The organism is Pseudomonas sp. ICMP 3272 (assembly GCF_001466905.1).
GTDB classification, from domain to species: Bacteria; Pseudomonadota; Gammaproteobacteria; order Pseudomonadales; family Pseudomonadaceae; genus Aquipseudomonas; species Aquipseudomonas amygdali.
Genome location: NZ_LKEK01000058.1, coordinates 23954 through 45332 on the forward strand (window position 1 = coordinate 23954; position 21379 = coordinate 45332).

The 21379-nt window shown below is 57.0% G+C and carries 25 protein-coding genes; 16 read left to right on the top strand and 9 right to left on the bottom strand.

From position 1 onward, the window contains the following. Nucleotides 1-2 precede the first annotated feature (2 nt). From AO068_RS15975 to AO068_RS15990, 4 genes are all read left to right on the top strand, one after another. Nucleotides 3-2123, top strand: coding sequence for a glycosyl transferase family protein (locus AO068_RS15975; protein ID WP_058400598.1), 2121 nt, complete (start codon nucleotides 3-5; stop codon nucleotides 2121-2123). Beyond that, the gene (locus AO068_RS15980) at nucleotides 2120-4084 is read left to right on the top strand and encodes an NfrA family protein (protein ID WP_058400597.1); all 1965 of its coding nucleotides are present in this window, start codon (nucleotides 2120-2122) and stop codon (nucleotides 4082-4084) included. The genes AO068_RS15975 and AO068_RS15980 overlap by 4 nt, the downstream gene beginning before the upstream one ends. A gap of 31 nt (nucleotides 4085-4115) precedes the next feature. Next, entirely contained in the window at nucleotides 4116-4988 is an 873-nt protein-coding gene (locus tag AO068_RS15985) for a hypothetical protein (protein ID WP_058400596.1), read from the top strand. Between the two features lie 81 nt (nucleotides 4989-5069). Then, the gene (locus tag AO068_RS15990; RefSeq protein ID WP_058400595.1) at nucleotides 5070-5873 is read left to right on the top strand and encodes a SirB1 family protein; all 804 of its coding nucleotides are present in this window, start codon (nucleotides 5070-5072) and stop codon (nucleotides 5871-5873) included. Between the two features lie 212 nt (nucleotides 5874-6085). Here the strand turns inward: AO068_RS15990 and AO068_RS15995 are convergent, their stop codons facing one another. From AO068_RS15995 to AO068_RS16005, 3 genes are all read right to left on the bottom strand, one after another. Beyond that, nucleotides 6086-6631 (bottom strand): hypothetical protein, encoded by a 546-nt coding sequence (locus AO068_RS15995; RefSeq protein WP_058400594.1) that lies wholly within the window; start codon nucleotides 6629-6631, stop codon nucleotides 6086-6088. Between the two features lie 223 nt (nucleotides 6632-6854). Then, the gene (locus AO068_RS16000) at nucleotides 6855-7766 is read right to left on the bottom strand and encodes an SDR family oxidoreductase (RefSeq protein ID WP_058408868.1); all 912 of its coding nucleotides are present in this window, start codon (nucleotides 7764-7766) and stop codon (nucleotides 6855-6857) included. A gap of 111 nt (nucleotides 7767-7877) precedes the next feature. Then, nucleotides 7878-8330, bottom strand: a complete 453-nt coding sequence (locus AO068_RS16005; protein ID WP_002552219.1) for a flavodoxin — start codon at nucleotides 8328-8330, stop codon at nucleotides 7878-7880. A 209-nt stretch (nucleotides 8331-8539) separates the two neighbouring features. Here AO068_RS16005 and AO068_RS16010 point away from each other — a divergent pair, with 209 nt between their 5' ends. From AO068_RS16010 to AO068_RS16040, 7 genes are all read left to right on the top strand, one after another. Then, a complete protein-coding gene (locus tag AO068_RS16010) occupies nucleotides 8540-9145 on the top strand; it encodes a hypothetical protein (RefSeq protein ID WP_002552218.1) in 606 nt (201 codons plus the stop codon). A gap of 151 nt (nucleotides 9146-9296) precedes the next feature. Beyond that, nucleotides 9297-9863, top strand: coding sequence for a hypothetical protein (locus AO068_RS16015; RefSeq protein WP_058408869.1), 567 nt, complete (start codon nucleotides 9297-9299; stop codon nucleotides 9861-9863). Between the two features lie 233 nt (nucleotides 9864-10096). Then, nucleotides 10097-10807, top strand: a complete 711-nt coding sequence (gene folM / locus AO068_RS16020; RefSeq protein WP_058408870.1) for a dihydromonapterin reductase — start codon at nucleotides 10097-10099, stop codon at nucleotides 10805-10807. 21 nt (nucleotides 10808-10828) lie between these two features. Continuing rightward, nucleotides 10829-11392: a GTP cyclohydrolase I FolE gene (gene folE, locus AO068_RS16025; RefSeq protein ID WP_058400591.1), complete on the top strand. Its 564-nt coding sequence runs from the start codon at nucleotides 10829-10831 to the stop codon at nucleotides 11390-11392. Further along, nucleotides 11392-11763: a dihydroneopterin triphosphate 2'-epimerase gene (gene folX, locus AO068_RS16030; RefSeq protein ID WP_002552214.1), complete on the top strand. Its 372-nt coding sequence runs from the start codon at nucleotides 11392-11394 to the stop codon at nucleotides 11761-11763. Before folE ends, folX begins: the two co-directional genes overlap by 1 nt. 43 nt (nucleotides 11764-11806) lie before the next feature. Further along, a complete protein-coding gene (locus tag AO068_RS16035; protein ID WP_058400590.1) occupies nucleotides 11807-12103 on the top strand; it encodes a DUF1244 domain-containing protein in 297 nt (98 codons plus the stop codon). Further along, nucleotides 12096-12437 carry a HopJ type III effector protein gene (locus AO068_RS16040; RefSeq protein WP_058400589.1) on the top strand — a complete coding sequence of 114 codons (342 nt, stop codon included), beginning with the start codon at nucleotides 12096-12098 and terminating at the stop codon, nucleotides 12435-12437. Before AO068_RS16035 ends, AO068_RS16040 begins: the two co-directional genes overlap by 8 nt. A gap of 66 nt (nucleotides 12438-12503) precedes the next feature. On the opposite strand, the gene trxB is transcribed toward AO068_RS16040, so the two are convergent. Further along, nucleotides 12504-13466, bottom strand: coding sequence for a thioredoxin-disulfide reductase (gene trxB, locus AO068_RS16045; protein WP_004659967.1), 963 nt, complete (start codon nucleotides 13464-13466; stop codon nucleotides 12504-12506). A 366-nt stretch (nucleotides 13467-13832) separates the two neighbouring features. Here trxB and cysZ point away from each other — a divergent pair, with 366 nt between their 5' ends. Beyond that, nucleotides 13833-14594: a sulfate transporter CysZ gene (gene cysZ / locus AO068_RS16050; RefSeq protein WP_058400588.1), complete on the top strand. Its 762-nt coding sequence runs from the start codon at nucleotides 13833-13835 to the stop codon at nucleotides 14592-14594. Between the two features lie 182 nt (nucleotides 14595-14776). Further along, nucleotides 14777-15121, top strand: coding sequence for a hypothetical protein (locus AO068_RS16055; protein ID WP_004659963.1), 345 nt, complete (start codon nucleotides 14777-14779; stop codon nucleotides 15119-15121). Between the two features lie 97 nt (nucleotides 15122-15218). On the opposite strand, the gene AO068_RS16060 is transcribed toward AO068_RS16055, so the two are convergent. Continuing rightward, nucleotides 15219-15815 (bottom strand): hypothetical protein, encoded by a 597-nt coding sequence (locus AO068_RS16060; protein ID WP_058400587.1) that lies wholly within the window; start codon nucleotides 15813-15815, stop codon nucleotides 15219-15221. Between the two features lie 346 nt (nucleotides 15816-16161). Between AO068_RS16060 and AO068_RS16065 the strand changes: the two genes are divergently transcribed. Further along, the gene (locus tag AO068_RS16065; RefSeq protein WP_058400586.1) at nucleotides 16162-16650 is read left to right on the top strand and encodes a hypothetical protein; all 489 of its coding nucleotides are present in this window, start codon (nucleotides 16162-16164) and stop codon (nucleotides 16648-16650) included. Nucleotides 16651-16691: 41 nt separating this feature from the next. Here the strand turns inward: AO068_RS16065 and AO068_RS27105 are convergent, their stop codons facing one another. Then, entirely contained in the window at nucleotides 16692-17114 is a 423-nt protein-coding gene (locus AO068_RS27105) for a flagellar protein FlhE (protein ID WP_080394934.1), read from the bottom strand. A gap of 343 nt (nucleotides 17115-17457) precedes the next feature. Here AO068_RS27105 and AO068_RS16070 point away from each other — a divergent pair, with 343 nt between their 5' ends. Beyond that, the gene (locus tag AO068_RS16070; RefSeq protein ID WP_058400585.1) at nucleotides 17458-18678 is read left to right on the top strand and encodes a glycosyltransferase family 4 protein; all 1221 of its coding nucleotides are present in this window, start codon (nucleotides 17458-17460) and stop codon (nucleotides 18676-18678) included. Here the strand turns inward: AO068_RS16070 and AO068_RS16075 are convergent. The 3 genes from AO068_RS16075 to AO068_RS16085 form a co-directional block, all read right to left on the bottom strand. After that, complete coding sequence (locus AO068_RS16075; protein WP_058400584.1) at nucleotides 18647-19750, bottom strand: NADH:flavin oxidoreductase; 1104 nt, start codon at nucleotides 19748-19750, stop codon at nucleotides 18647-18649. The two genes, AO068_RS16070 and AO068_RS16075, sit on opposite strands and share 32 nt — an antisense overlap. A gap of 184 nt (nucleotides 19751-19934) precedes the next feature. Further along, a complete protein-coding gene (locus AO068_RS16080) occupies nucleotides 19935-20423 on the bottom strand; it encodes a glutathione peroxidase (protein ID WP_002552206.1) in 489 nt (162 codons plus the stop codon). 132 nt (nucleotides 20424-20555) lie between these two features. Further along, nucleotides 20556-21041, bottom strand: coding sequence for an FKBP-type peptidyl-prolyl cis-trans isomerase (locus AO068_RS16085; protein WP_002552205.1), 486 nt, complete (start codon nucleotides 21039-21041; stop codon nucleotides 20556-20558). A gap of 14 nt (nucleotides 21042-21055) precedes the next feature. On the opposite strand from AO068_RS16085, the gene AO068_RS27110 reads away from it, so the two are divergent. Continuing rightward, a complete protein-coding gene (locus AO068_RS27110; protein WP_005733216.1) occupies nucleotides 21056-21361 on the top strand; it encodes a DUF3565 domain-containing protein in 306 nt (101 codons plus the stop codon). Nucleotides 21362-21379 lie beyond the last annotated feature (18 nt).

A 21379-nucleotide genomic window follows, 5' to 3' on the forward strand; every position in this document is an offset into this window, starting at 1 on the left:
CAATGACGTCGCTCTATTGGCCTTACTGGCTGGCCCATTACTACAGCGTGCTGGAAGTCGCGACGATCGTTGTCGGGCTGATTATCCTGGTATCGAGTATCGATGACCTGTTCATCGATATCTGGTACTGGGCCAGGCGGCTGTACCGCAAGTTCACCGCCGAACGCCGCTACCGGCCACTGACCGCCGAGCAGTTGATTGCCCGCGACGAGCAGCCGCTGGCAATCATGGTCCCGGCCTGGCTGGAATACGACGTCATCGCGCCGATGATCGAAAACATGGTGTCGACGCTCGATTACCAGAACTACGTTGTGTTCGTCGGCACCTACATCAACGACCAGCGCACCATCGATGAAGTGGAGCGCATGCGTCGCCGTTACAAGCAGTTGCACCGCGTGGAAGTGCCGCACGCCGGCCCGACCTGCAAGGCCGACTGCCTGAACTGGGTCATCCAGGCGATTTTTCTGTATGAAAAGACTCACGCCGTACAGTTCGCCGGGACCATCCTGCACGACAGCGAAGATGTGCTGCACCCGCTTGAACTGCGCCTGTTCAATTACCTGCTGCCACGCAAGGACATGATCCAGTTGCCGGTCGTGTCACTGGAGCGCAACTGGTACGAATGGGTTGCAGGCACCTACATGGACGAGTTTGCCGAATGGCACGGCAAGGATTTGGTCGTGCGCGAAAGCATGACTGATACCGTGCCTTCGGCTGGCGTCGGCACCTGCTTCTCGCGACGTGCACTGATGGTGCTGGCCGATGAAAACCAGAACCAGCCTTTCAATACCGAAAGCCTGACTGAAGACTACGATGTAGGCGCTCGGCTGGCGAAATACGGTATGCAGGCGATCTTTGTGCGCTTCCCGGTGCAATTTCGGGTGTTGCGCAAATCGTGGTTCCGCAAGCCGTATGAGTCGACGCTGGAAATGCCGCTGTGTGTGCGTGAATTTTTCCCGGACACCTTCCGTACCGCCTTTCGCCAGAAAGCGCGCTGGACTCTGGGCATCGGCCTGCAGGGCTGGGAGCAAATGGGCTGGACCGGGTCGCTGGCCAACCGTTACCTGCTGTTTCGGGATCGCAAGGGCGTAGTGACTTCGTTCGTCAGCATCCTCGCTTACTTTATCCTCATTCAATTGCTGGCCTTGATTGTGCTGCGCTCCAGCGGACTGTGGAACACCAGCTTTCCGACCCCGTTTGAAACCACAGGTCTGATTCAGTACCTGCTGGTGGCCAACGGCATCGCGTTGCTGTGGCGGATCCTGCACCGCTGCTACTTCACTACCGTGCTTTACGGCTGGCAGCACGGCTTGTTGTCGATACCGCGCATGGTGGTGGGCAACTTCGTCAACTTCATGGCTGCGGCACGCGCCTGGCGCATGTTTCTGGTGGGCAAAGTGCTCAACCGCAAGCTGGTCTGGGACAAGACCATGCATGACTTTCCGTCTACCGATCTGGTCGCCGTCGCGCCACGTCGTCTGGGCAGCGTGCTGATCTCATGGCAGGCCATCAACGACGAAAAACTGCAGACCGCGCTGACTGAGCAACAGACTCGCCAAGTGCCACTGGGCCGGATTCTGTTGAGCCATGGCTGGCTCGATGACGAGACCCTGGCTGAGGCCATCGCCTTCCAGAACGACCTGCCGCGGGTCTTCGACGTCGCTGGCAAACGTTCGGCAACCAGTGTCCTGGCCGATGAGTTCTGCCTGCGCTGGCGCGTTGTACCGTTGCAAATGAATGCGCTGGGCCGTCAGGAAATTGCCGTGGCCAGCCCGTTGACGGATGAAGGTCTGCAACAGATTACCGAGCAACTGGGTGCCGAGCCGGTGCAGTTGATTGCGCGTGAAAGCGACATCGTCGCGCAGTTGCGTCAGCTTCAGGTAGTCGAGGGCCAACCATTGCCAGCCACTGCCCCGCTGCTGGGCGACCTGCTGATCGAGCAAGGCCTGTTGGACCGCGAAGTATTCCAGAAAGCCATGCTCGGCTACCGCCCGCATGTGCATGGCCGGATCGGCGATTACCTGGTCGACATCGGCGTGCTGCCCCGAGAAACCATCGAGCAGGCAGTGGCGCGTCAACACAACCATTACCGATCTGACGATCATACGGAGCAGCCACTATGAAGCGCCCCTTCATCCTGTCGCTGCTGGTGAGCGGCCTGGGTCTTGTTGCACCGCTCAGCCAGGCGGAAACACTGCCCTTGCCGTTGACCGGACCCGCCTACGCCATCGCCAACGAAGCCTACATGGCCTACAACCGCAAGGACTACGACCTGGCCATCGCCAAGGCGCGCGAAGCGTTGCGTCAGCGTGCGGATGCCGATCAGTTGCGCGATCTGATTGCCCTGGCCGAACGCGACAAATACCGACGCGATCACCCTCAGCGCTTCCCCAAGGCTCGCCCAAAACCGGGCTACCAGGAGGGAAATCAGGCGCTGCGTGCGTATGCCAATCGCGACTACGACGGCTCGGCAAACCATGCGCGCAAGGCCATCGCACAGGCACCGAAAAATCTTGATTACCGCATGATGCTGATCGAGGCGCTGCAACGTCAGCAGCGTCTGGACGAAGCACAGCTGGCCATCAACGATGCAGAGCAGGCAGTCGGTCCACAGCCGGTTTTGACTCGTCGTCGGCAAGCGATTCAGGAACAGGCAGCAGTCGATAAGGCAGCCTCTGGTTATAAGGCACTGGCACGCGGAGATAACGACACCGCTGTCAGCGAGGCGCGGGAGGCTGTGCGCAGTTTTCCCAAACAGATGGCCTATCGCAAGCTACTGGTCAGCGCATTGATCGCTCAAGGGCAGTATGCCGAAGCGCGCTCTGCGGCCACCGAAGCACTGGCGCTCAATGGCAACGACGCCACCCTGCTCGTCCAGCGTGGACAAATGCGTCAACGCCTGGGCGATCAGGACGGTGCGCGTCAGGACTTCGCTCAGGCACTCGCCGTGGGTAATCTGCCACTGCGCGAGCAAGCTTCCTTGTACGCAGCGATGGGCCAGCCGAGCGAGGCGCTGCAACGCCTGCAGAAAGCTCGCGATGCGGGCGAACTGCAACCCGGCGATGAAGTGCAGATTGCCTATTTCCTAAGCCAGGCGGGCGACGATCGTGGCGCGCTGGACGAGTTCAAACGGGTCGACCGCAGCTCCGGGCTCAAGCCGCGTGAAGTTCAGGACGCAGCCTACAGCGCCATGCGTACACCAGACGACGCACAGGCCATCGCCTACTTCAAACGCGTGCTCGACTATCAGCAGGCCGGTGATTTGCAGATGCCCGCGCAACAGGTGTTCGATACCCGGCGCGCCGTTTCCGATCTTTCCCGTGAATGGGGTTTGACCAACACCACGACGTACCGCGGTGCCAGCACCAGCAGCGGCCTGAACGGCGCGCCGAGCAGCAACACTGACAGTGTGCAGAACAGCACCGAAGTGTTCTGGCGACCCTTCGGTTACCGTAACGCGCGCTTCGTCGAACTTTACGGACGCGTCACCGACACGCTGTGGAGCAAGGAAGGCGACTCCGACACAGGCGCGGACGCCTTGCAGGGCGCGCTCGGTATCCGGGTCAAACCGTTCAGCTCAGTCAACGTCATCGGTGCTTTTGAGCGTACCTTTCCGTTGGGCAACTCCAACGCCGACGGCGACTGGCTGGTACGTCTGGGCTATGGTTCCAGCATCGGTACTGATTTGCGCGTCGACGTGCCCAGCTGGTGGACCTCGCAGCTGTATGCTGAGGGCGGCCGTTATTTGCAGGACAAGCGCAACTATTTCAACAGTGAATGGCAGGTCGGACGCAGCTTTCGTCTGGACAGCATCAGCCCCAGACTGGTGGTGTTTCCACACGTGGTCGCCGCAGTGGATTACGATTCGAAGATGCGCAGCGAAGTCGACAGCAGTGGCCGCAGCAGTACGTCATCCGGCAACGCTGGCGGGCTGGGTGTCGGCACCGGCTTGCGCTACTGGTTTCGCGAGGACACGTACAAAGCGCCACAGTCGTATGTCGACTTCTCGGTGCAGTACCGCGAGAAAGTCTTTGGCGACGACCGCGCAGAAGGCGTGTTCGCACGCATGACATTCTCGTGGTGACAATCGCGAGTCATCCATCAGGGAGTAATGTTTGAAGGCTTTGGCCGCACTGCTACGACAGACAGCATTGATCAAGACCTCGCTGGCAGCCGCCCTGGTAGGTGCGCTGACCCTCGTCTCCAGCGAGCTGTATCAACTGATACAGCCCAGTGGGCCGGGAATTGTCGGCATCGTCTGGCAACCGGATAACGCAACGGTGGGGATAAGCGGCAACTGGGACAAACTCGGCGCACGGCAGTTGCTCGTGCAATGGACGGCGGTCGATGACCAGTCGTTCATACCAGGTACCCAGATGGCCAACGTGCCGGTGCTGCCGGACTGGGCGCGGATCAGCAAGGAACCTTGGGCGCAGGAGGTGATTCTCGGGCTGGCCGGGTACTTCAGCGAAAACCGCTCAAGGGACAATATCGAACAGTTGGCAGTGCTTTCGGCACAACTGGCCAAAGTGAAAACGCCGCTCAATGTCACCGGCTGGTATTTCCCGGCCGAGGTCGACCCCAGCTGGAGTCGCGCCAAGGAATTACCCGCGCTGCTGGCGAAGCTGCCCAGGCCGTTATGGATCAGCGTCTACGATGGTGCCAACATCGGCCCCGCCGCCACTGCGGACTGGCTGAAAACCTGGCTGCCGGACGATATCGGCGTGTTCTTTCAGGACGGTGTGGGTGTCTATGCGCGCACCGCTCCGGTTGCCCGAACCTACGCAGACGCGTTACGTAAACGGCTGGGCAAAAATCGCGTCAGAATCATCGTCGAAGCGTTTCGCCCGCAAGTGGGTGGAGGTTTCCGACCGGCGACGGCTGCCGAACTGAAACCGCAAATAGCGGCTTTCGATGGCTATCCGCTGTACCTGTTCGACGGTCCGCACTATGTGACGCCCGACTTGATAAAAGCCCTGAACAAGTAGAAACAACTGGCGCTGGACGAAATTCCCGCGCGGGGCTACAAAGAGTCTTCCTACTGGATTTTCAGTTGCACGGAGCGGTCGATGACTCCACGTCAGCATTGCCTGGCCTGTCTGCAACAGACACCGCCCTCGGTGTTTGAAGCAGCGCTATGGGTGTCGAGCGAGCATGACGCACACTTTGCCCGGCATGCGGTGATCAGCGACATGGACCAGCTACAGCGCCAGATCGACGCTGCGCTGCCGGTCTTGCCTGCCCCCGAACTCGCGCAACCGCTTTTACGACAACTCAATGCGCTGGGTTTTCAGCAAGATGACTGGAACCCGCCCAAACCCGACTCGGCGCTGCTGCACAAGGTCGTGCAGCAGCGTCGCGGCCAGCCATTGGGGCTGGCACTGATCGCGCTGGAGATTGCACGGCGGCTGGAGATTGCGCTGGAGGGCGTGAACTTTCCAGGCCACTTTCTGCTGCGCGTGCCGGGCGCCGATCATTTGCTCGACCCCTGCAGCGGACGCAGGCTTTACCCAAGAGACTGCCGCGAGCTGTTGATCCGGCAATTCGGCCCGACCATGCAACTGCGCGCCGAACACATGACACGCGCAACACCCACCAGCATGCTGCAGCGATTGTCGCGTAACCTGCGGCATCTGCATCAGATCAACGATGACTTTCTCGCTGCGCTCAAGGACGCCGACCGCATCGTCGAGCTGGGTCAGGCAACCAGCGGAGATCACCTGGCCCGCGCCAGCCTTTATCAACGCCTTGAATGCCCGCAGGCCGAACGTTTCGACCTGGAGCGCGCGCTGTTGCTCAGCGAAGACCCGCTGCAACGAATCGAGCTTGCCGAGCGCCTGAGCCGGTTGCCGGCGAACCACAGCGTTCACTGACGCCCTTGCACATTCCCCGCGAATTATTACCTGCGGAGTAATGCTGCATATCCTGTACGGGGATTTTTCAGAACAGTAATGGCAGGTAACCTGCGCCCGTTAAATCGACGTGGATTTGCAAGCTCCCTTGATCCTGCGTTTTGTTTGGCCGCTGCGTGGCTATCCATGCAGCGGCCTTTTTTATTGCCGGACGTTTTAGTGTCGAAACACCCTCACGCCTTGGCGTTTGGTGTTTTTTTGACCAGCCCCTTGTTTTCCATGTCCTTGATCTTGAGCATCTCGTAACTGTCGCCCGACTCGGCAAACGTCTGAAGATTCTGCATGATATGGATCGTGCGAATGTAATCAGGCAATAACACTTTGGCGTACGGGTCTCCGCTCATTGCCTTTTCTTTCATTTCAATAATTCGATTGGCAAAGAATTCCAGTGCATTGATTTCCTTGCTCGGGTCGACCAGTTTGCCTTTCTTGTCGAATTCATCGCCTGCTCGGCTCATGAGTTCGGCCGTATGATTGTCGATCATGCCGAACTTGTACAAGATCATCCCTGCCCTGTTGAGGTCCTTGGGCGTAATCTGCTCAGGGTTGAATCCCTTGAACAGCGGCTTCATCTTACGCTTTTCCATCGCCAGCGAGTTGAGCGCAACGGCGTTCTCACCGACCTCCTGCAACACCTGGCTAACCTGGGCTGCGGCCTTCTTGAGCTTGAGTCTTTCAGGCGGCGCAGCGACAGTTACCGGTGGCAGGTCACCCCACATTGTTCTTCCCACGAGATACTCCCTATATGAATGCGTTCAAACTTCATATCGGAGCAAAAACTGCCTAATTAATAGCCACACCAAAATCCATACCGAGCCTACAAAGCCAAAAGACAGTTCTTACAGGACACGGTAACAATTCCGATAAATAACTAACCAGTTATAAAATCGTGCACCTAACAGAGACTTCTTTTCCAAAGCCGCCTCGTATCCCAGAACCTGCTTAATTAGCGTATTTCTGCAGATTGGCCATCATTTCTTTCAACGCCTCGATATTGTCGGCGGGGTGCGCGGCCTGATCGAAATCAGCAATCGTCTGCCATTGTGCAGCAACGTCTTCGGGGCTGAAGCCTGCCTGCGGATCGAAGCATGCTCCCTGACTGCGCTCCCAACGGACCTTGCCGATCCAGCCGCCGCCCACTTCAAACAGGTCGCCGCTGTCCTGACACTGTTCGCTGCCCAGGTACACCACCAACGGGCTGATCAGTTCAGGTTTGAGCAGCTCGAATACGTTGGCAGGAATAAGCCCCTCGGTCATGCGCGTGCCCCCGGTCGGGGCTATGGCGTTAACGAAAATCCGGTGCTTGCGGCCTTCCAGCGCGAGGGTGCGAGTCAGTCCGTAAAGCCCGAGCTTGGCGGTTGCATAATTCGATTGGCCGAAGTTGCCATAGATGCCGGATGTCGATGAAGTGAAGATCACACGCCCGTAATTCTGCTCACGCAGGTATGGCCAGGCGGCATGTGTGACCTTATAGGCGCCCTCGACATGGACGCGGTAAACCAGGTCCCAGTCGGCGTCCTCCATTTTGGCGAAGGTCTTGTCGCGCAGGATGCCAGCGTTGTTGACCAGCACATCTATGCGACCGAAGGCATCAAGCGCGTGTTGCACTATGCGCCCGCCGTCAGTCACCGAGTCATGGTTGGCTACAGCGGTGCCACCGGCTTCACGAATCTCGGCCACAACGCGATCGGCAGCAGAAGCACTGGCCCCTTCGCCATGGGCAGAACCGCCCAGGTCGTTGACCACTACCCGCGCGCCGTGCTGTGCAAACAGCAGCGCATGAGCCCTTCCCAGCCCGCCTCCTGCGCCCGTCACAATCACGACTTTATCTTCAAAACGCACTGACTCACTCATCGCAGGCTCCAGGATCAAAGGAAACGTTGCGATGAGTGTCGTCCAGGCACCTGCCAGTCACAATCAACACGCGCAGTGCTGAATCATGCTCAATAAAGCAGCGGGATGATTTCAGCCCAAGTGCTTGATGAACGCTGCCAGCCAAGGCTCGGCGTCGGTTTCCGGGGTCACGCTTTCACTTCCGTCCAGACGCAGCATGTCCTGCACTTCATTCACACCCAGTTCAGCGAACAATTCACGCATCTGCTCGCCGCCTGCACAGAAGGTGTCGCCGTAGCTGGCATCACCCAATGCGATCACACCACCCGGCAAGCCACGCAGTTGGCCAGGCAAAAGATCACGAAGCTCTGAATAGAGAGGCATGAGGTTGTCGGGCAGCTCACCCATCCCGGTGGTCGACGTCACCGCAAGGATGGCTTGAGGCTCGAAAGCCAGCACATCAGGCAACGCGAGCCTAGGGTTGACGAGTGTTTCGTGACCAGCGGCACGCAACAGTGCAGAGGCGTGTCTGGCAACTTCTTCGGCCGATCCGTAAACCGTTCCACACACGATGGCAACTTTCATGGCTATTCCTGCAGCAGCTGAAAAAAAGTGAAACATTATGCCCTAGAATGCCATCTGAATTTTCTACGGACCCTTTTGCCTTTGGCCGGCACGGAAAAAGCACAGCCAAGTTGAAACATTAAAATGGAAAAATATGATGAGCGGTCCGAACAACTTGCGGAATCAATGGTCTTTGTTCTCAATAACCGGTCAGACCGAGCCTTCCGCCAATGCAACCTGATTCTCTCCTCACACAGGCTGAACTGGATTTTATCCAGAGCATGCAGCGCAATCCGAAGCTGAACGTGCGCGACAGCACGCGTAGCCTTCTGGTCAATGGCGGGGTTCAGATTCAGGATCTGCTGACACGTCTGGCTGCTCACGAGCAGGTCACGATCCATGCGCAGTTCGAAAACCAGCAGATGAATTTCCCTCTGCATCTGGTCGAGGACGAATTCCATGCTCTGCATCTGGAACTGGGCGCACCGAGTATTTTCGAGGAAGGCCCGAAGATTCGCCCCTGGCGGCTCGTGCTTGAAGAGCCGATCCCGCTTGAGACCGAAAAGGGTGCATTGACGGCGCTCTGGGTTCACGAGCTGTCGTTCAAGGGCGTGCTGCTTGAGTACCGCAAGGAAGGCAAGCTGCCGAGAAACTTCTCAGCCTGGTTCAACCCGCCAGGTCAGGCTCCTATCCCGATGCGTGGCAAGCTGGAGCGAATGACCGAACACAGTTTCGGCGCCTATCACTTCAGCAAGCATGGCAAGGACGACGCCGAGCGCTTGCGTCAGTACATCCTCCAAGAGCATCGCCGCAAGCACCCGTCCCTGCACAAGTAATCAGCCAACACCGCAAAGCTCTACCGGTCCGTCAGCGTTTCAGGAATAATCCTTGCTTGCTTTTCAAGTGAAGCTGTCGCGACCCACCACCCCGGATCGCGGCATGTGACCTCCCTACCCGGGAATCTCACGCCTCTACCGGAGATACACAATGTCTACCTCACCCGTCACCTTGATGGTCGCCCGCCGCGTGGCACAGGGTCGCTACCATGAAATGATGGCCTGGCTGCACGAAGGCGAACAGTTGGCCACGGATTTCCCGGGGTATCTGGGTTCCGGTGTGCTGGCTCCTCCGCCTGGCGATGATGAATTTCAGATCATTTTCCGCTTTACCGATGAGCACACCATGCACGCCTGGGAGCATTCCGCCTCAAGACGCTCCTGGCTGGTGCGCGGCAGCGGTCTTTTCGCACAACCTTCGGAGCATCGGGTCAGCGGCATCGACGGCTGGTTCGGCGCAATCGATCAGCGTCCGCCACGCTGGAAACAGGCTGTCGCGATCTGGCTGGCGTTTTTCCCCGTGTCGCTGATCTTCAACTTTCTACTCGGCCCGTTGCTCAATCATCTGGACCTGTTACCGCGCATCATGATCAGTACAGCGGTGCTCACCCCGCTGATGGTCTACCTGTTCATCCCGCTGTCCACGCGCCTGCTCGCACCCTGGCTGCAGAGCACGCCTGCACCGGTACGCCCTACGCAATCACCTTCCCCTCGCTAGACTCATAAAGACCTGTACACCTTTACACCTCGGTACAGGTCTTGGTCGCGTCTCAGCCCCGCTCGCTCCCTCAGCCTCCCCGTGCTCAGCGGCTGCGAGCACTGCCTCGGCGAGTTTCATGATGCCCAGGGTTGTACAAAAAAATCCCCTGGTATAACTTTGCCTGTAAACCGGAAGAAACAATCGACCGTACAATCCCCGTCCACTGTGGATAACCGATACGTGAGCTGTCGATGACATTATCTTCTGCACCGATTCTGATCACCGGAGCCAGCCAGCGCGTAGGCCTGCATTGCGCCTTGCGCCTGCTTGAGCATGGACATCGGGTCATCATCAGTTATCGCACTGAACACGCAAGCGTGACGGAACTGCGCCAAGCCGGAGCGGTGGCCCTCTACGGCGATTTTTCGTGCGAAACCGGGATCATGGCGTTCATCGATCTGCTGAAAACCCAGACTTCAAGCTTGCGCGCCGTTGTACACAATGCTTCCGAGTGGCTGGCAGAAAACCCGGGCGAGGAAGCCGATAACTTCACGCGCATGTTCAGCGTACACATGCTGGCGCCCTACCTGATCAATCTGCACTGTGAGCCGTTGCTGACCGCCAGTGAGGTCGCTGACATCGTGCATATCAGCGATGACGTGACCCGCAAGGGCAGCAGCAAGCACATCGCCTACTGCGCAACCAAGGCCGGCCTGGAAAGCCTGACGCTGTCCTTCGCTGCCCGTTTCGCCCCTCTTGTCAAAGTCAACGGCATAGCACCGGCGCTGTTGATGTTTCAACCCAAGGACGATGCGACCTACCGCGCCAACGCCCTGGCCAAGTCGGCCCTGGGCATAGAGCCTGGTGCAGAAGTGATCTACCAGAGCCTGCGCTACCTTCTGGACAGCACCTATGTCACCGGCACAACACTGACCGTAAACGGCGGACGGCACGTCAAGTAAGCCGCCCCGAGGAACATTCTGATGAGCTCATCCCTGCCACAGCATTACCGGGAAATCCTGCTCGGTCTTGGAGAAGATCCAGACCGCGAAGGCCTTCTGGACACGCCAAAACGCGCTTCCAAAGCGATGCAGTATCTGTGTCACGGCTACACCCAGAGTGTCGACGAAATCGTCAACGGCGCCCTGTTCGCTTCGGACAATGATGAGATGGTCATTGTCCAGAACATCGAGCTGTATTCACTCTGCGAGCACCACCTGTTGCCATTCATAGGCAAGGCGCATGTGGCCTATATACCTACCGGCAAAGTGCTGGGCCTGTCGAAGATCGCGCGCATTGTGGACATGTTTGCCCGTCGCCTGCAGATTCAGGAAAATCTGACCAAACAGATTGCCGACGCCATTCAGCAAGTCACCGGGGCCGCAGGTGTAGCCGTGGTCATCGAGGCAAAGCACATGTGCATGATGATGCGCGGTGTCGAAAAACAGAATTCGACCATGAACACTTCCGTGATGCTGGGTGCCTTCCGCGACTCGAGCACCACCCGCATGGAGTTTCTGCAATTGATCGGACGGAGCAGACAATAATGGCAAGACTCGAACCTGGCACCGCGCGCATCCGGGTCAAAGACCTGCGCCTGCGCACGTATATCGGTATCAACGAAGACGAAATCGTCAACAAGCAGGACGTGCTGATCAACCTGACGATTCTCTACGCCGCACAGGAAGCCGTTCGCGATAACGACATCGAGCATGCTCTCAACTATCGCACCATCACCAAGGCCATCATTCAGCATGTCGAGGGCAACCGTTTTGCCCTGCTGGAAAGACTGACGCAGGAAGTGCTGGACCTGGTGATGAGCCACAAGGCTGTGACTTACGCCGAAGTGGAAGTCGACAAGCCGCATGCGCTGCGCTTTGCCGAATCGGTATCGATCACGCTCGCCGGTCAACGCTGAAACTCTTATCATGACGCGAACCGTCTATTGAAAAGAGCCCGTCATGACCGAGCAAGAACGCCTCGAACTCGAAGCTGCAGCCTTCCGTCGCCTGGTCGCGCATCTGGACAGCCGCAAGGATGTCCAGAACATCGACCTGATGAACCTGTCCGGTTTCTGCCGTAACTGCCTGTCCAAGTGGTACAAGGCCGCCGCCGATGAAAAGCACATCGACATCAGCCTTGATGATGCGCGCGAAGTGGTTTACGGCATGCCGTACAGCGACTGGAAAGCCCAATACCAGAAAGAAGCAAACGCCGAACAACAGACGGCGTTCGCCAAGGAACCCAAACATGACTGATCTGAACTCCCTGCGCACCAGCCTGCGCAGCGGCGAGCATGTGTTCGCTGATACCCTGGCCTTTATCGCAGAAGGTTACGATTATCAGCCTCAGCCGTTCAGAAACGGCGACGTCGACAATGCTGCCGGGCAAAACGAAGGGTCTTGCAAGACTCTTGGCCTGGCGCTACTCGAAGGTTTGAGCGATGAAGAGGCACTGTTGGCATTTGGCGAGCACTACCGCTCGGTGCAAGCCACGCCCGAAGGCAGCGACCACGGCAATATCCGTGCGCTGATCAAACATGGGCTGGCAGGTGTGAAATTCGAAGGCGAGCCGCTCAAGCGCAAGGCTTGAGCTGGCGGGTTCTCGTACCAACACATTGGCACGAGAACCCGTTGCAGAGGCTTGGGGGGACGCCAATCAGAACGTGGCGTTTGCCAGACCGTCCAGATAACGCTCTACGTCCAGTGCCGCCATGCAGCCTGCACCAGCCGAGGTGATGGCCTGACGGTAAACGTGGTCAGCCACGTCACCGGCCGCGAACACACCTTCAACGCTGGTCGCAGTCGCATTGCCTTCACGGCCACCGTGCACAACCATGTAGCCATCTTTCAGAGCCAGTTGCCCTTCGAACAGCGAGGTGTTCGGCGTGTGGCCGATGGCGATGAATACGCCGTCGACTTTCAGCTCGTCACTGGTCCCGTCATTGTTCTTCAGACGCGCACCGGTCACGCCCATGTTGTCACCCAATACCTCGTCCAGCGTGGCATTGAGCTTGAGCTCGATCTTGCCTTCGGCGACACGTGCGTGCAACTTGTCGATCAGGATCTTCTCGGCACGGAAGGTTTCGCGACGGTGAACCAGAGTCACCTTGCTGGCGATGTTGGCCAGATACAGCGCTTCTTCCACCGCCGTGTTACCGCCACCGACCACCGCGACTTCACGGTTGCGGTAGAAGAAACCATCGCATGTGGCGCAGGCAGAAACCCCCTTGCCCATGAAAGCTTCTTCCGAAGGCAGACCCAGGTAACGGGCACTGGCACCGGTGGCGATGATCAGTGCGTCGCAGGTGTAGGTTGCGCTGTCGCCCTGAAGGCTGAACGGCTTGCCGGCCAGATCAACGGAGTTGATGTGGTCGAAGACGATTTCAGTCTCGAAACGCTCGGCATGCTCGCGCATGCGTTCCATCAGCGCAGGACCGGTCAGGCCGTGCGGGTCGCCTGGCCAGTTATCAACTTCTGTAGTCGTGGTCAATTGGCCGCCAGCCTGCATGCCAGTAATCAGCAGAGGCTTGAGGTTGGCGCGAGCGGCGTAGACCGCAGCGCTGTAACCGGCAGGGCCGGAACCGAGAATGATCACTCGGGAATGACGTACGTCTGACATGACACACTCCTATCGACCGACCGTTTACGCCGCGGTCGGGACGGCTGGATAAAAAAGGACCGCCGAAACACTTGGGGAAGTGCCATTCACTCGGCGGATCCTGAAAGTTCTGACTCCTGAGACAGGTCCTGAAATTGGTGCCAAGCCTATCGGGGTAGCAAAGGTTAAGGAAATATCGTTTCACAATCCACCCCATAGGTCACTTCTATAGGGTGACTGACCGACAGCAGTGTACTCGCGCGAACATCCGGCTCTGACAAGCGCACGCCGGGCTCGGCGAATGGTGCTGAGCGCCGACATCCATCACCTCTTTCATGGCTACCACAAAGCCGGTAAGGTCACGCCTTTCAGCACCTGGAGACTGCCATGCCCGCGCCCGCCCTTACCGGCCCGCAATACCTCAGAGAGGGCCTGAAACTGGTCCTCAGTCCTGGTTTGCGATTATTCGTCCTGCTGCCCTTGAGCATCAATGTGGTGTTGTTCTGCGGCCTGATCTACCTGGCGGTGCACCAGTTCGAGCTGTGGGTCGACACCTTCATGCCTACGCTCCCTCACTGGCTGAGCTTTCTCAGCTATATACTCTGGCCGCTGTTCGTGGTGCTGGTCCTGCTGATGGTGTTTTTCACCTTCACCGTGGTCGCCAACATCATCGCCGCGCCGTTTAACGGGTTTCTTTCCGAAAAAGTCGAAGCCGTGGTTCGTGGCGTGGATGATTCGCCGGATTTCAGCTGGACCGAACTGGTGGCCATGGTGCCACGCACCCTGGCCCGCGAAGCCCGCAAGCTGGGCTATATGCTGCCGCGCATGCTCGGGCTGTTCATTCTGTCGTTCATCCCTGTGGCCAATATCATAGCCGCCCCGCTGTGGCTGCTGTTCGGCGTGTGGATGATGGCGATCCAGTACATTGACTACCCCGCCGACAACCACAAACTGGGCTGGAACGAAATGCTCGGCTGGCTGAAAAGCAAGCGCTGGCAAAGCCTGAGCTTCGGCGGCATTGTCTACGTCGCCTTGCTGATTCCGGTGGTCAACCTGCTGATGATGCCCGCCGCAGTGGCCGGTGCGACATTGTTCTGGGTGCGCGAGCGCGGGGCGGATGCGTTGCCGGTGACGCAGGCACGGGGCTGAACCCCGAAACATTGCCGGGCCGCGCAATACGGCCCGGACTATCTGAAAAAAATCACTCGCTATATATATTTACCGCACAAGGCTCTTTCGACTGAGGCTCAATAGAGCCTCAACAAACCCGTTCATGTGAAGTCTGCTTCCATCGAACATGCGACACATGAACTTAACAAGGAAGTTAAATCATGAATACTCCAGTAAACCCTGCAGCATTTGCCGCTGAAAACGCCACAGTCGAAGAAAAGATTCGTGCATTTCTGGTCAGTGAACTGGCCGAATGGTCGATCAATCCGGACAACGTTTACATCAACGGCGTAAATAACCCGGAAGAACGTTTGGTCATCAGTTCCAGCTCCCTGACTGCCGAGGCAGCCAACCGTGTTTTCGAGAAAGACGCTCCGTCCTACTCTACTCGCACCGCAGGCCTGTTCACCGTGGCGTATTCGTATGCCGACGAACATCGCCTGGCTGCACCTGACCTGGCCAAGGTGGGTGAAGTGATTGGCCAACTGGTCAATGACCTGGGCTGATTACTCTGATTGACTGGCTGAGTGACGACAAAGCCTGAAAGAGTGCCGACTAGATAATGGATGATCTGTTCGGCACTTCAATTGGCGTCAGTAGCATCTACGCTGCAGCAGACGCAGAGAGGTAGGTCGGTATACTCATCAACCAGATAGCACACCCGGCAAGAATCCATAGGCCATTGGCCCATGTCAATCTTGAGTTGGTACTTCCGTCTGGATCAAGCGCCGCGGCATTCATCTTCGACTGCACCAGCATTAAATTAAATGTTTGCGCAGTGGCCAGCAGAACCGCCCATACCAGCCAGCCGCCGACCGGTTTGAATTGCACATGCCCAGAGACACCTTGCGAAAGCACCATCCCCGCAATAGTCAACGCCAGCAACACCAGGCCGCTAATCGCCCAGTACGCCATGTGACCACGCCCCTGTCGCCGCAGACTTTTGTCCACAGTGCGAAATAGTGGAAAGGCGTAAATAACGGCGAAGATCACACGCGCAGCGGGCCACACCTTACTGCCTGAAAATTTCTTGTTCAGCGACCAGTTTCGATAAAACCAGTGAATCGCGAAAAAGCCCGATGTCAAAAGATACAGAATGAAGAATTTCTTTAGAGACACGACATAAAATTCCGGACCTCTACTGCCCGCTTCATCTTTTTCCAGGCTGGCTTTCGGTGGCGCATACATTAAATCTGACATTTCATATCCCTTTGAAAAGAGAGCGGATGCTATCAGACGAATCAAAAGCCTGCAAAAAATATAGCTATAAAGAAGCTTCCTACAAACAAAAACCTCAAGCCTTACAACCATGACCAAACTCGTCTACCTGGCAATCGGCAAGCGGTTGCCGCTAAAGAACAAACGTTGCCAGCGTTTCAAAAAATTTCATGTAGGCCGTCTCTGTAGGCAAAAAAATTAACACCCTGCCCACTCGGCTCAAGCGTGTAGGACCAAACTAATATATCAATATTGGCATTGCGCTTGCTCTGTTGCGTCTAGACAACAGGAGCCATAGAGCAATGGAAAGTAAGAGAGGACCGTTGAAATGACCTATAGCAACTCTACGCCGTTTCTGAACGTTACACCGTTGGGAGTACGACAAAAAACAACACCACTCACCACCACATCGACACCTGGAATCTTCGCTAACGTGCTCCAAAAAACCATCCTTGAGAAAGAAGCACCTCATACAATTCTCCGAGGGGGAGAGCTCAGGCACAAGTTGATGGCACAGGCTGAAAACCACCCAAGTGAAGCAAACTTCCTTGCCACGCAATATGCTCATAACTCACTGAATGGTGAAGCGGTGGATTTATCTGATTACCCTGTAATTCGTTACTGTGCTACTGGAAAAGTCGTAACACCCGAGTCAAGCGCTTACTTTCAGAAAATAGAGGGTTGGATGCATAAAGAGAGAAGAGCCCTTTATGAAGAGGAGCACTTGAAAGGTACGCCCGCAGCTAAAATCCTTGAGAAAATATTAAACTTTAATGACTCTCTTCCTAAAGCATTTCGAGACATGGCTAATTGGTAGTATGAGCGCCCTCCCCAGTTGAGGGGAGGGCGCCTGTGAAATTACCAATCGACAGTGATTCTTCCTTGCTGCCCTGCCACCGGGACTCTTCCTGTATCTCCAATCTTCATCGTGTAATAAAACGTGCGACTTGCCAATTGATTGCCAAAGAAAGTTGTGGAGCCCGTTCGCTGGCGGGATACGTTAAGGCACACGCTGGCCCCTTGGCATAAATAGACCTCAAGGCCTTGAGGCCAGCCTGCCACGTTCCAGTTCCAACTGACATTTTTGATCGTTGCTACCGGGGGCACATGCCTGCTTACTGGCAGCGCGGCAGTGTGCATGTAGCCTTTTGAATGAATAACCGGCAAAGCGACCGATGATTGATAGTTCCCAGCCAGTGCAAGATTTGAATAGGCTAAAAGCGCCAAAGCAATTCCTGAGGCCGAACGAGTCCACTTTAACTTTTTGTCATTAAATTTCATTTTATTTTCCCAGTATAGGTACAAGCAGAAATAACTGAAAAACTCAGTCTTTCCAACTCAGAGCTCACGAACCATTAAGTTCGATAACCAGACATTACCGGGCAGACCGTCAACATCAACACTTATTGGAGCGCACTACACACCTTTGGGAAATCTTGTAAACTTTTGTAGGACGCCAATATGCTTAATCATGTTTTTTATAAAAAACACTTTACAGTTAATCCATTTACCTATTGGCTATTACGCGCAATTTCACGCCCGCTAACCTATCTCCCAGCGTCCTATCACCAATCCATCACACAACCGCCACATAACCGAAATGTAACCAGCCGAAACTGCTCCCATGAGCCAAATTCTTAATGTCACCCTGATTACTGAAACCTTCACTCCCGAGATCAACGGCGTTGCCAATACCCTGGGGCGTCTTTGTGAAGGGTTGCGGTTGCGCGGGCACCGGGTCGAGCTGGTCCGGCCGCGCCAGAATGACGAGACCAACGCAGGTGCCGCAGAAGACCTGTTGCTGTGCCGGGGCTGGCCGATACCGGGCTATCCAGGGTTGCAATGGGGTCAGTCTTCTATGCACAAGCTGCTGCGTCGCTGGCAGCGGCGTCGACCGGATGTGTTGTACATCGCCACTGAAGGCCCGCTGGGTTTGTCAGCGCTACGGGCAGCGCGGCGCCTGGGAATAGCGGTGATCAGCGGCTTTCACACCAACTTTCCACAGTACACGCAGCAATACGGCATGGGTTTTATCACTCGGCTGCTGACCCACTACCTACGCTGGTTCCACAACCGCTCGCGCATGACGCTGGTGCCGAGCATCAGCCAGAAGGTGGAACTGGAGCGGCGCGGCTTTGAAAGGATCGAGTTGTTGTCTCGCGGCGTCGACAGCCAGTTGTTCACCCCGTCCAGGCGTTCGCAGACTCTGCGCGAAAGCTGGGGCCTGCAACCAGGTGATATCGGCGTCATACACGTCGGCCGCCTGGCACCCGAGAAAAACCTGGGCTTGCTCAAAGTCAGCTTCGAAACGCTCAAGGACAGTTACCCGCAACGTAATATCAAACTGATTGTTGTCGGCGAAGGGCCTCAGCGCCAGCAGCTTGAGCAGCAGATCCCGGATGCGATCTTCTGCGGCACTCAGCGCGGTGAAGTGCTGGCCATGCACTATGCCTCGGCAGATATGTTTCTGTTCCCCAGCATGACCGAAACGTTCGGCAACGTGGTCCTTGAAGCGTTGGCCTCAGGGCTGGGTGTGGTCGCTTACGACGAAGCCGCTGCCGGGCAGCATATTCGTCATGGCCACAATGGGGCCCTTGCCATGCCGGGTGACGAGACGGCGTTCATCGACGCGGCGCGCTGGTTGCTGGAAGACAGCGAAACGTTGCGCCGGGTGCGCCTCAATGCTCGTCAACACGCCAGTCGCCAGGGCTGGACGGCAATCATCGATCAGTTCGAACGACAATTGCGTGAGGCCTGCCCGGGCGAAAAACCTGTAAATGTCAAAGAGACCAGGCAGGCAGCTACCAAGAAGATCAGGCCAGTGTCGTCAGTGCCTCTCGACTGAATGGCAGGATGTCCTGCTCGCGCCCCTCACGCACTTTCAATGCCCAGTCAGGATCGACCAGCAAGGCACGTCCCACCGCCACCAGATCAAACTCATCGTTGCCCAGCCGCTTCAGTAGATTTTCCAGGCTGGCCGGCTGAGCGACCTTGTCGGTGTTGACCATGAACTGCAGAAACTCACCGTCCAGCCCGACACTGCCGACGGTAATGGTCGGTTTGCCGGTCAGCTTGCGCGTCCAGCCTGCGAGGTTCAGGTCAGAGCCTTCAAACTCGGGCTCCCAGAAACGCCGCGTAGAACAATGGAAGATATCCACCCCGGCGTCAGCCAGCGGTTGCAGGAATTCGCCCAGCGCTTCGGGCGTCTGCACCAGACGTGCGGTGTAATCCTGCTGTTTCCATTGTGAGAAACGGAAGATGATCGGGTAGTCCGCACCAACCGCGACGCGCACCGCCTTGATCAGCTCGATGGCAAATCGCGAACGGTTGGCCAGGCTGCCACCGTACTCGTCACTGCGCTGATTGCTGCCCTCCCAGAAGAACTGATCAATCAGATAACCGTGGGCCCCATGAATTTCGACACCGTCCATGCCAATCGCCTTGGCATCGACAGCGGCCTGAGCAAAAGCGGCCACAACATCGTCGATGTCCTGTTTGCTCATGCCATGCACCAGCACTTGACCGTCCTTGACCTTCTCCATCGGCCCATAGGCAGGCACGCTTCCGTCCGGCTCGGTACCAAGACGACGAACCGCACCGACGTGCCAGAGTTGCGGGACGATCTTGCCACCCTCAGCGTGCACCGCCTCAACTACCTTGCGCCAGCCCGCCAGTGGCGCATCACCAAAAAACTGCGGAACGTTCGGGTAACCGTTGGAGGCCTTGTGGTTGACCGTCGTTCCTTCGGTGACAATCAGCCCGACCCCTGCCGCCGCGCGACGCCGGTAGTACTCGATAACCTTTGAGTTGGGCACATGCCCCGGCGAGAACGAACGGGTCATGGGTGCCATCACCACCCGCGACGACAATTCCAGGCTGCCCAGACGGAAAGGCGTGAACAAGGCTTCTACCGACATGTGAAACTCCGGAAAAATGGTCGATTGCACTACGGCGACAAGCGCCGGATGAGAGGCGCAGAATATCGCCGGGCATCAGCGCTGGCCCAGTACTATTGATTTGGCTGATTTGAGTGCAAAAGCCGCCAAGGCGCAAGACAGCCGGGCGAGCACACGCTAACCCGGTGCTTCCCCGGCGAGGTGATCAGCTTTGTGCCAGGGCCTTTTCAATGGCCTGAATCACTGCAGGATCATCCGGTGCTGTACGCGGAGAGAAACGCGCGCTCACGCCACCGTTCTTGCCGACCAGAAACTTTTCGAAATTCCAGGTGATATCCCCGGGAAACTCGGCGCCTTCGCCAGCCAGCAGGCGATAAAGCGAATGCCGGTCAGGCCCGTTGACGTCGAGTTTTTCACCCAGCGTAAAGGTCACGCCGTAATTGAGCTCGCAAAATTCGGCGATCTCTTTTTCGCTGCCCGGCTCCTGCCCGGCAAACTGGTTGCACGGCAGCCCGAGTATCTCAAGGCCCTTGTCCTTGTATTGCTGATAGAGGTTTTCAAGTGCTGCGTATTGCGGTGTCAGCCCGCATTTGGACGCGACGTTGACCACCAGAACCACTTTGTTCTTGAAACCCGCCATCGGCAGTTCCTGACCACCCAGCGCTTTCAATTTGATGTCGTGAAAAGCACTCATGAGAACCCCTTTTGAAACAAGTAACCCAAAGCCACAACCTGAAAAAAGGCACCGTGACCGCACGCGTAACGAAAGTCGTCATCGCAGAACAGCCAGGGCGCCTTTTCAGTGACCTGAGCTTAGCAGCACAAATCAGTGTTGATGACCGCCTTCACCGTGAACATGGCCGTGAGCCATTTCTTCTTCACTGGCATCGCGGATAGCCACAACCTTTACGTCGAAGTTCAGGCGCTGGCCAGCGAGCGGGTGGTTGCCGTCAACAGTGACGTCGTCGCCGTCCAGATCGCGGATGGTCACGATCTGCATGCCGCCGTCCGGGCCGGATGCGTGGAACTGCATGCCGACTTCGAGTTTGTCGACACCTTCGAACATGCTGGCGCTCAGGGTGCTGACCAGTTCGGCGGAGTATTCACCATAGGCATCCTCCGGCTCGACGGCTACCTTCAGCTCGTCACCGACGTCCTTGCCTTCCAGTGCCTTTTCCAGGCCCGGGATGATGTTGCCTGCACCTTGCAGGTAAACCAGCGGCGCACCACCGGCAGAGCTGTCGATGACCTCACCAGCGTCGTTGGTCAGGGTATAGTCAATGGAGACAGCCTTATTGGCGGCGATCGGCATGGGGACAAGACCTTTTGCTTAAGATTGAAGAACGAGCAAGTTTAACCAAGCAATCGCCCGAAAGCGAACGCAACTCTGACAAACGGCCCAGAATGGAAGGTTCAACTGTTATCAACTTGCAACAGGATCAAGAAGGGCACTGGATTGCCGTGCTGTCCTGCGGCCACACTCAGCACCTGCGCCATCAGCCGCCATGGCAGTCGCGAGCCTGGGTTCTTGACCCGATAAAACGCCAACAGATGACAGGTCAGGCCTTTCGCTGCGGCTGGTGTGCTAATGCCGCAGATAACGATAGTCTTGCCGCAGAGAAATCGCGTTAGACGGTTTCCGGACTTTTT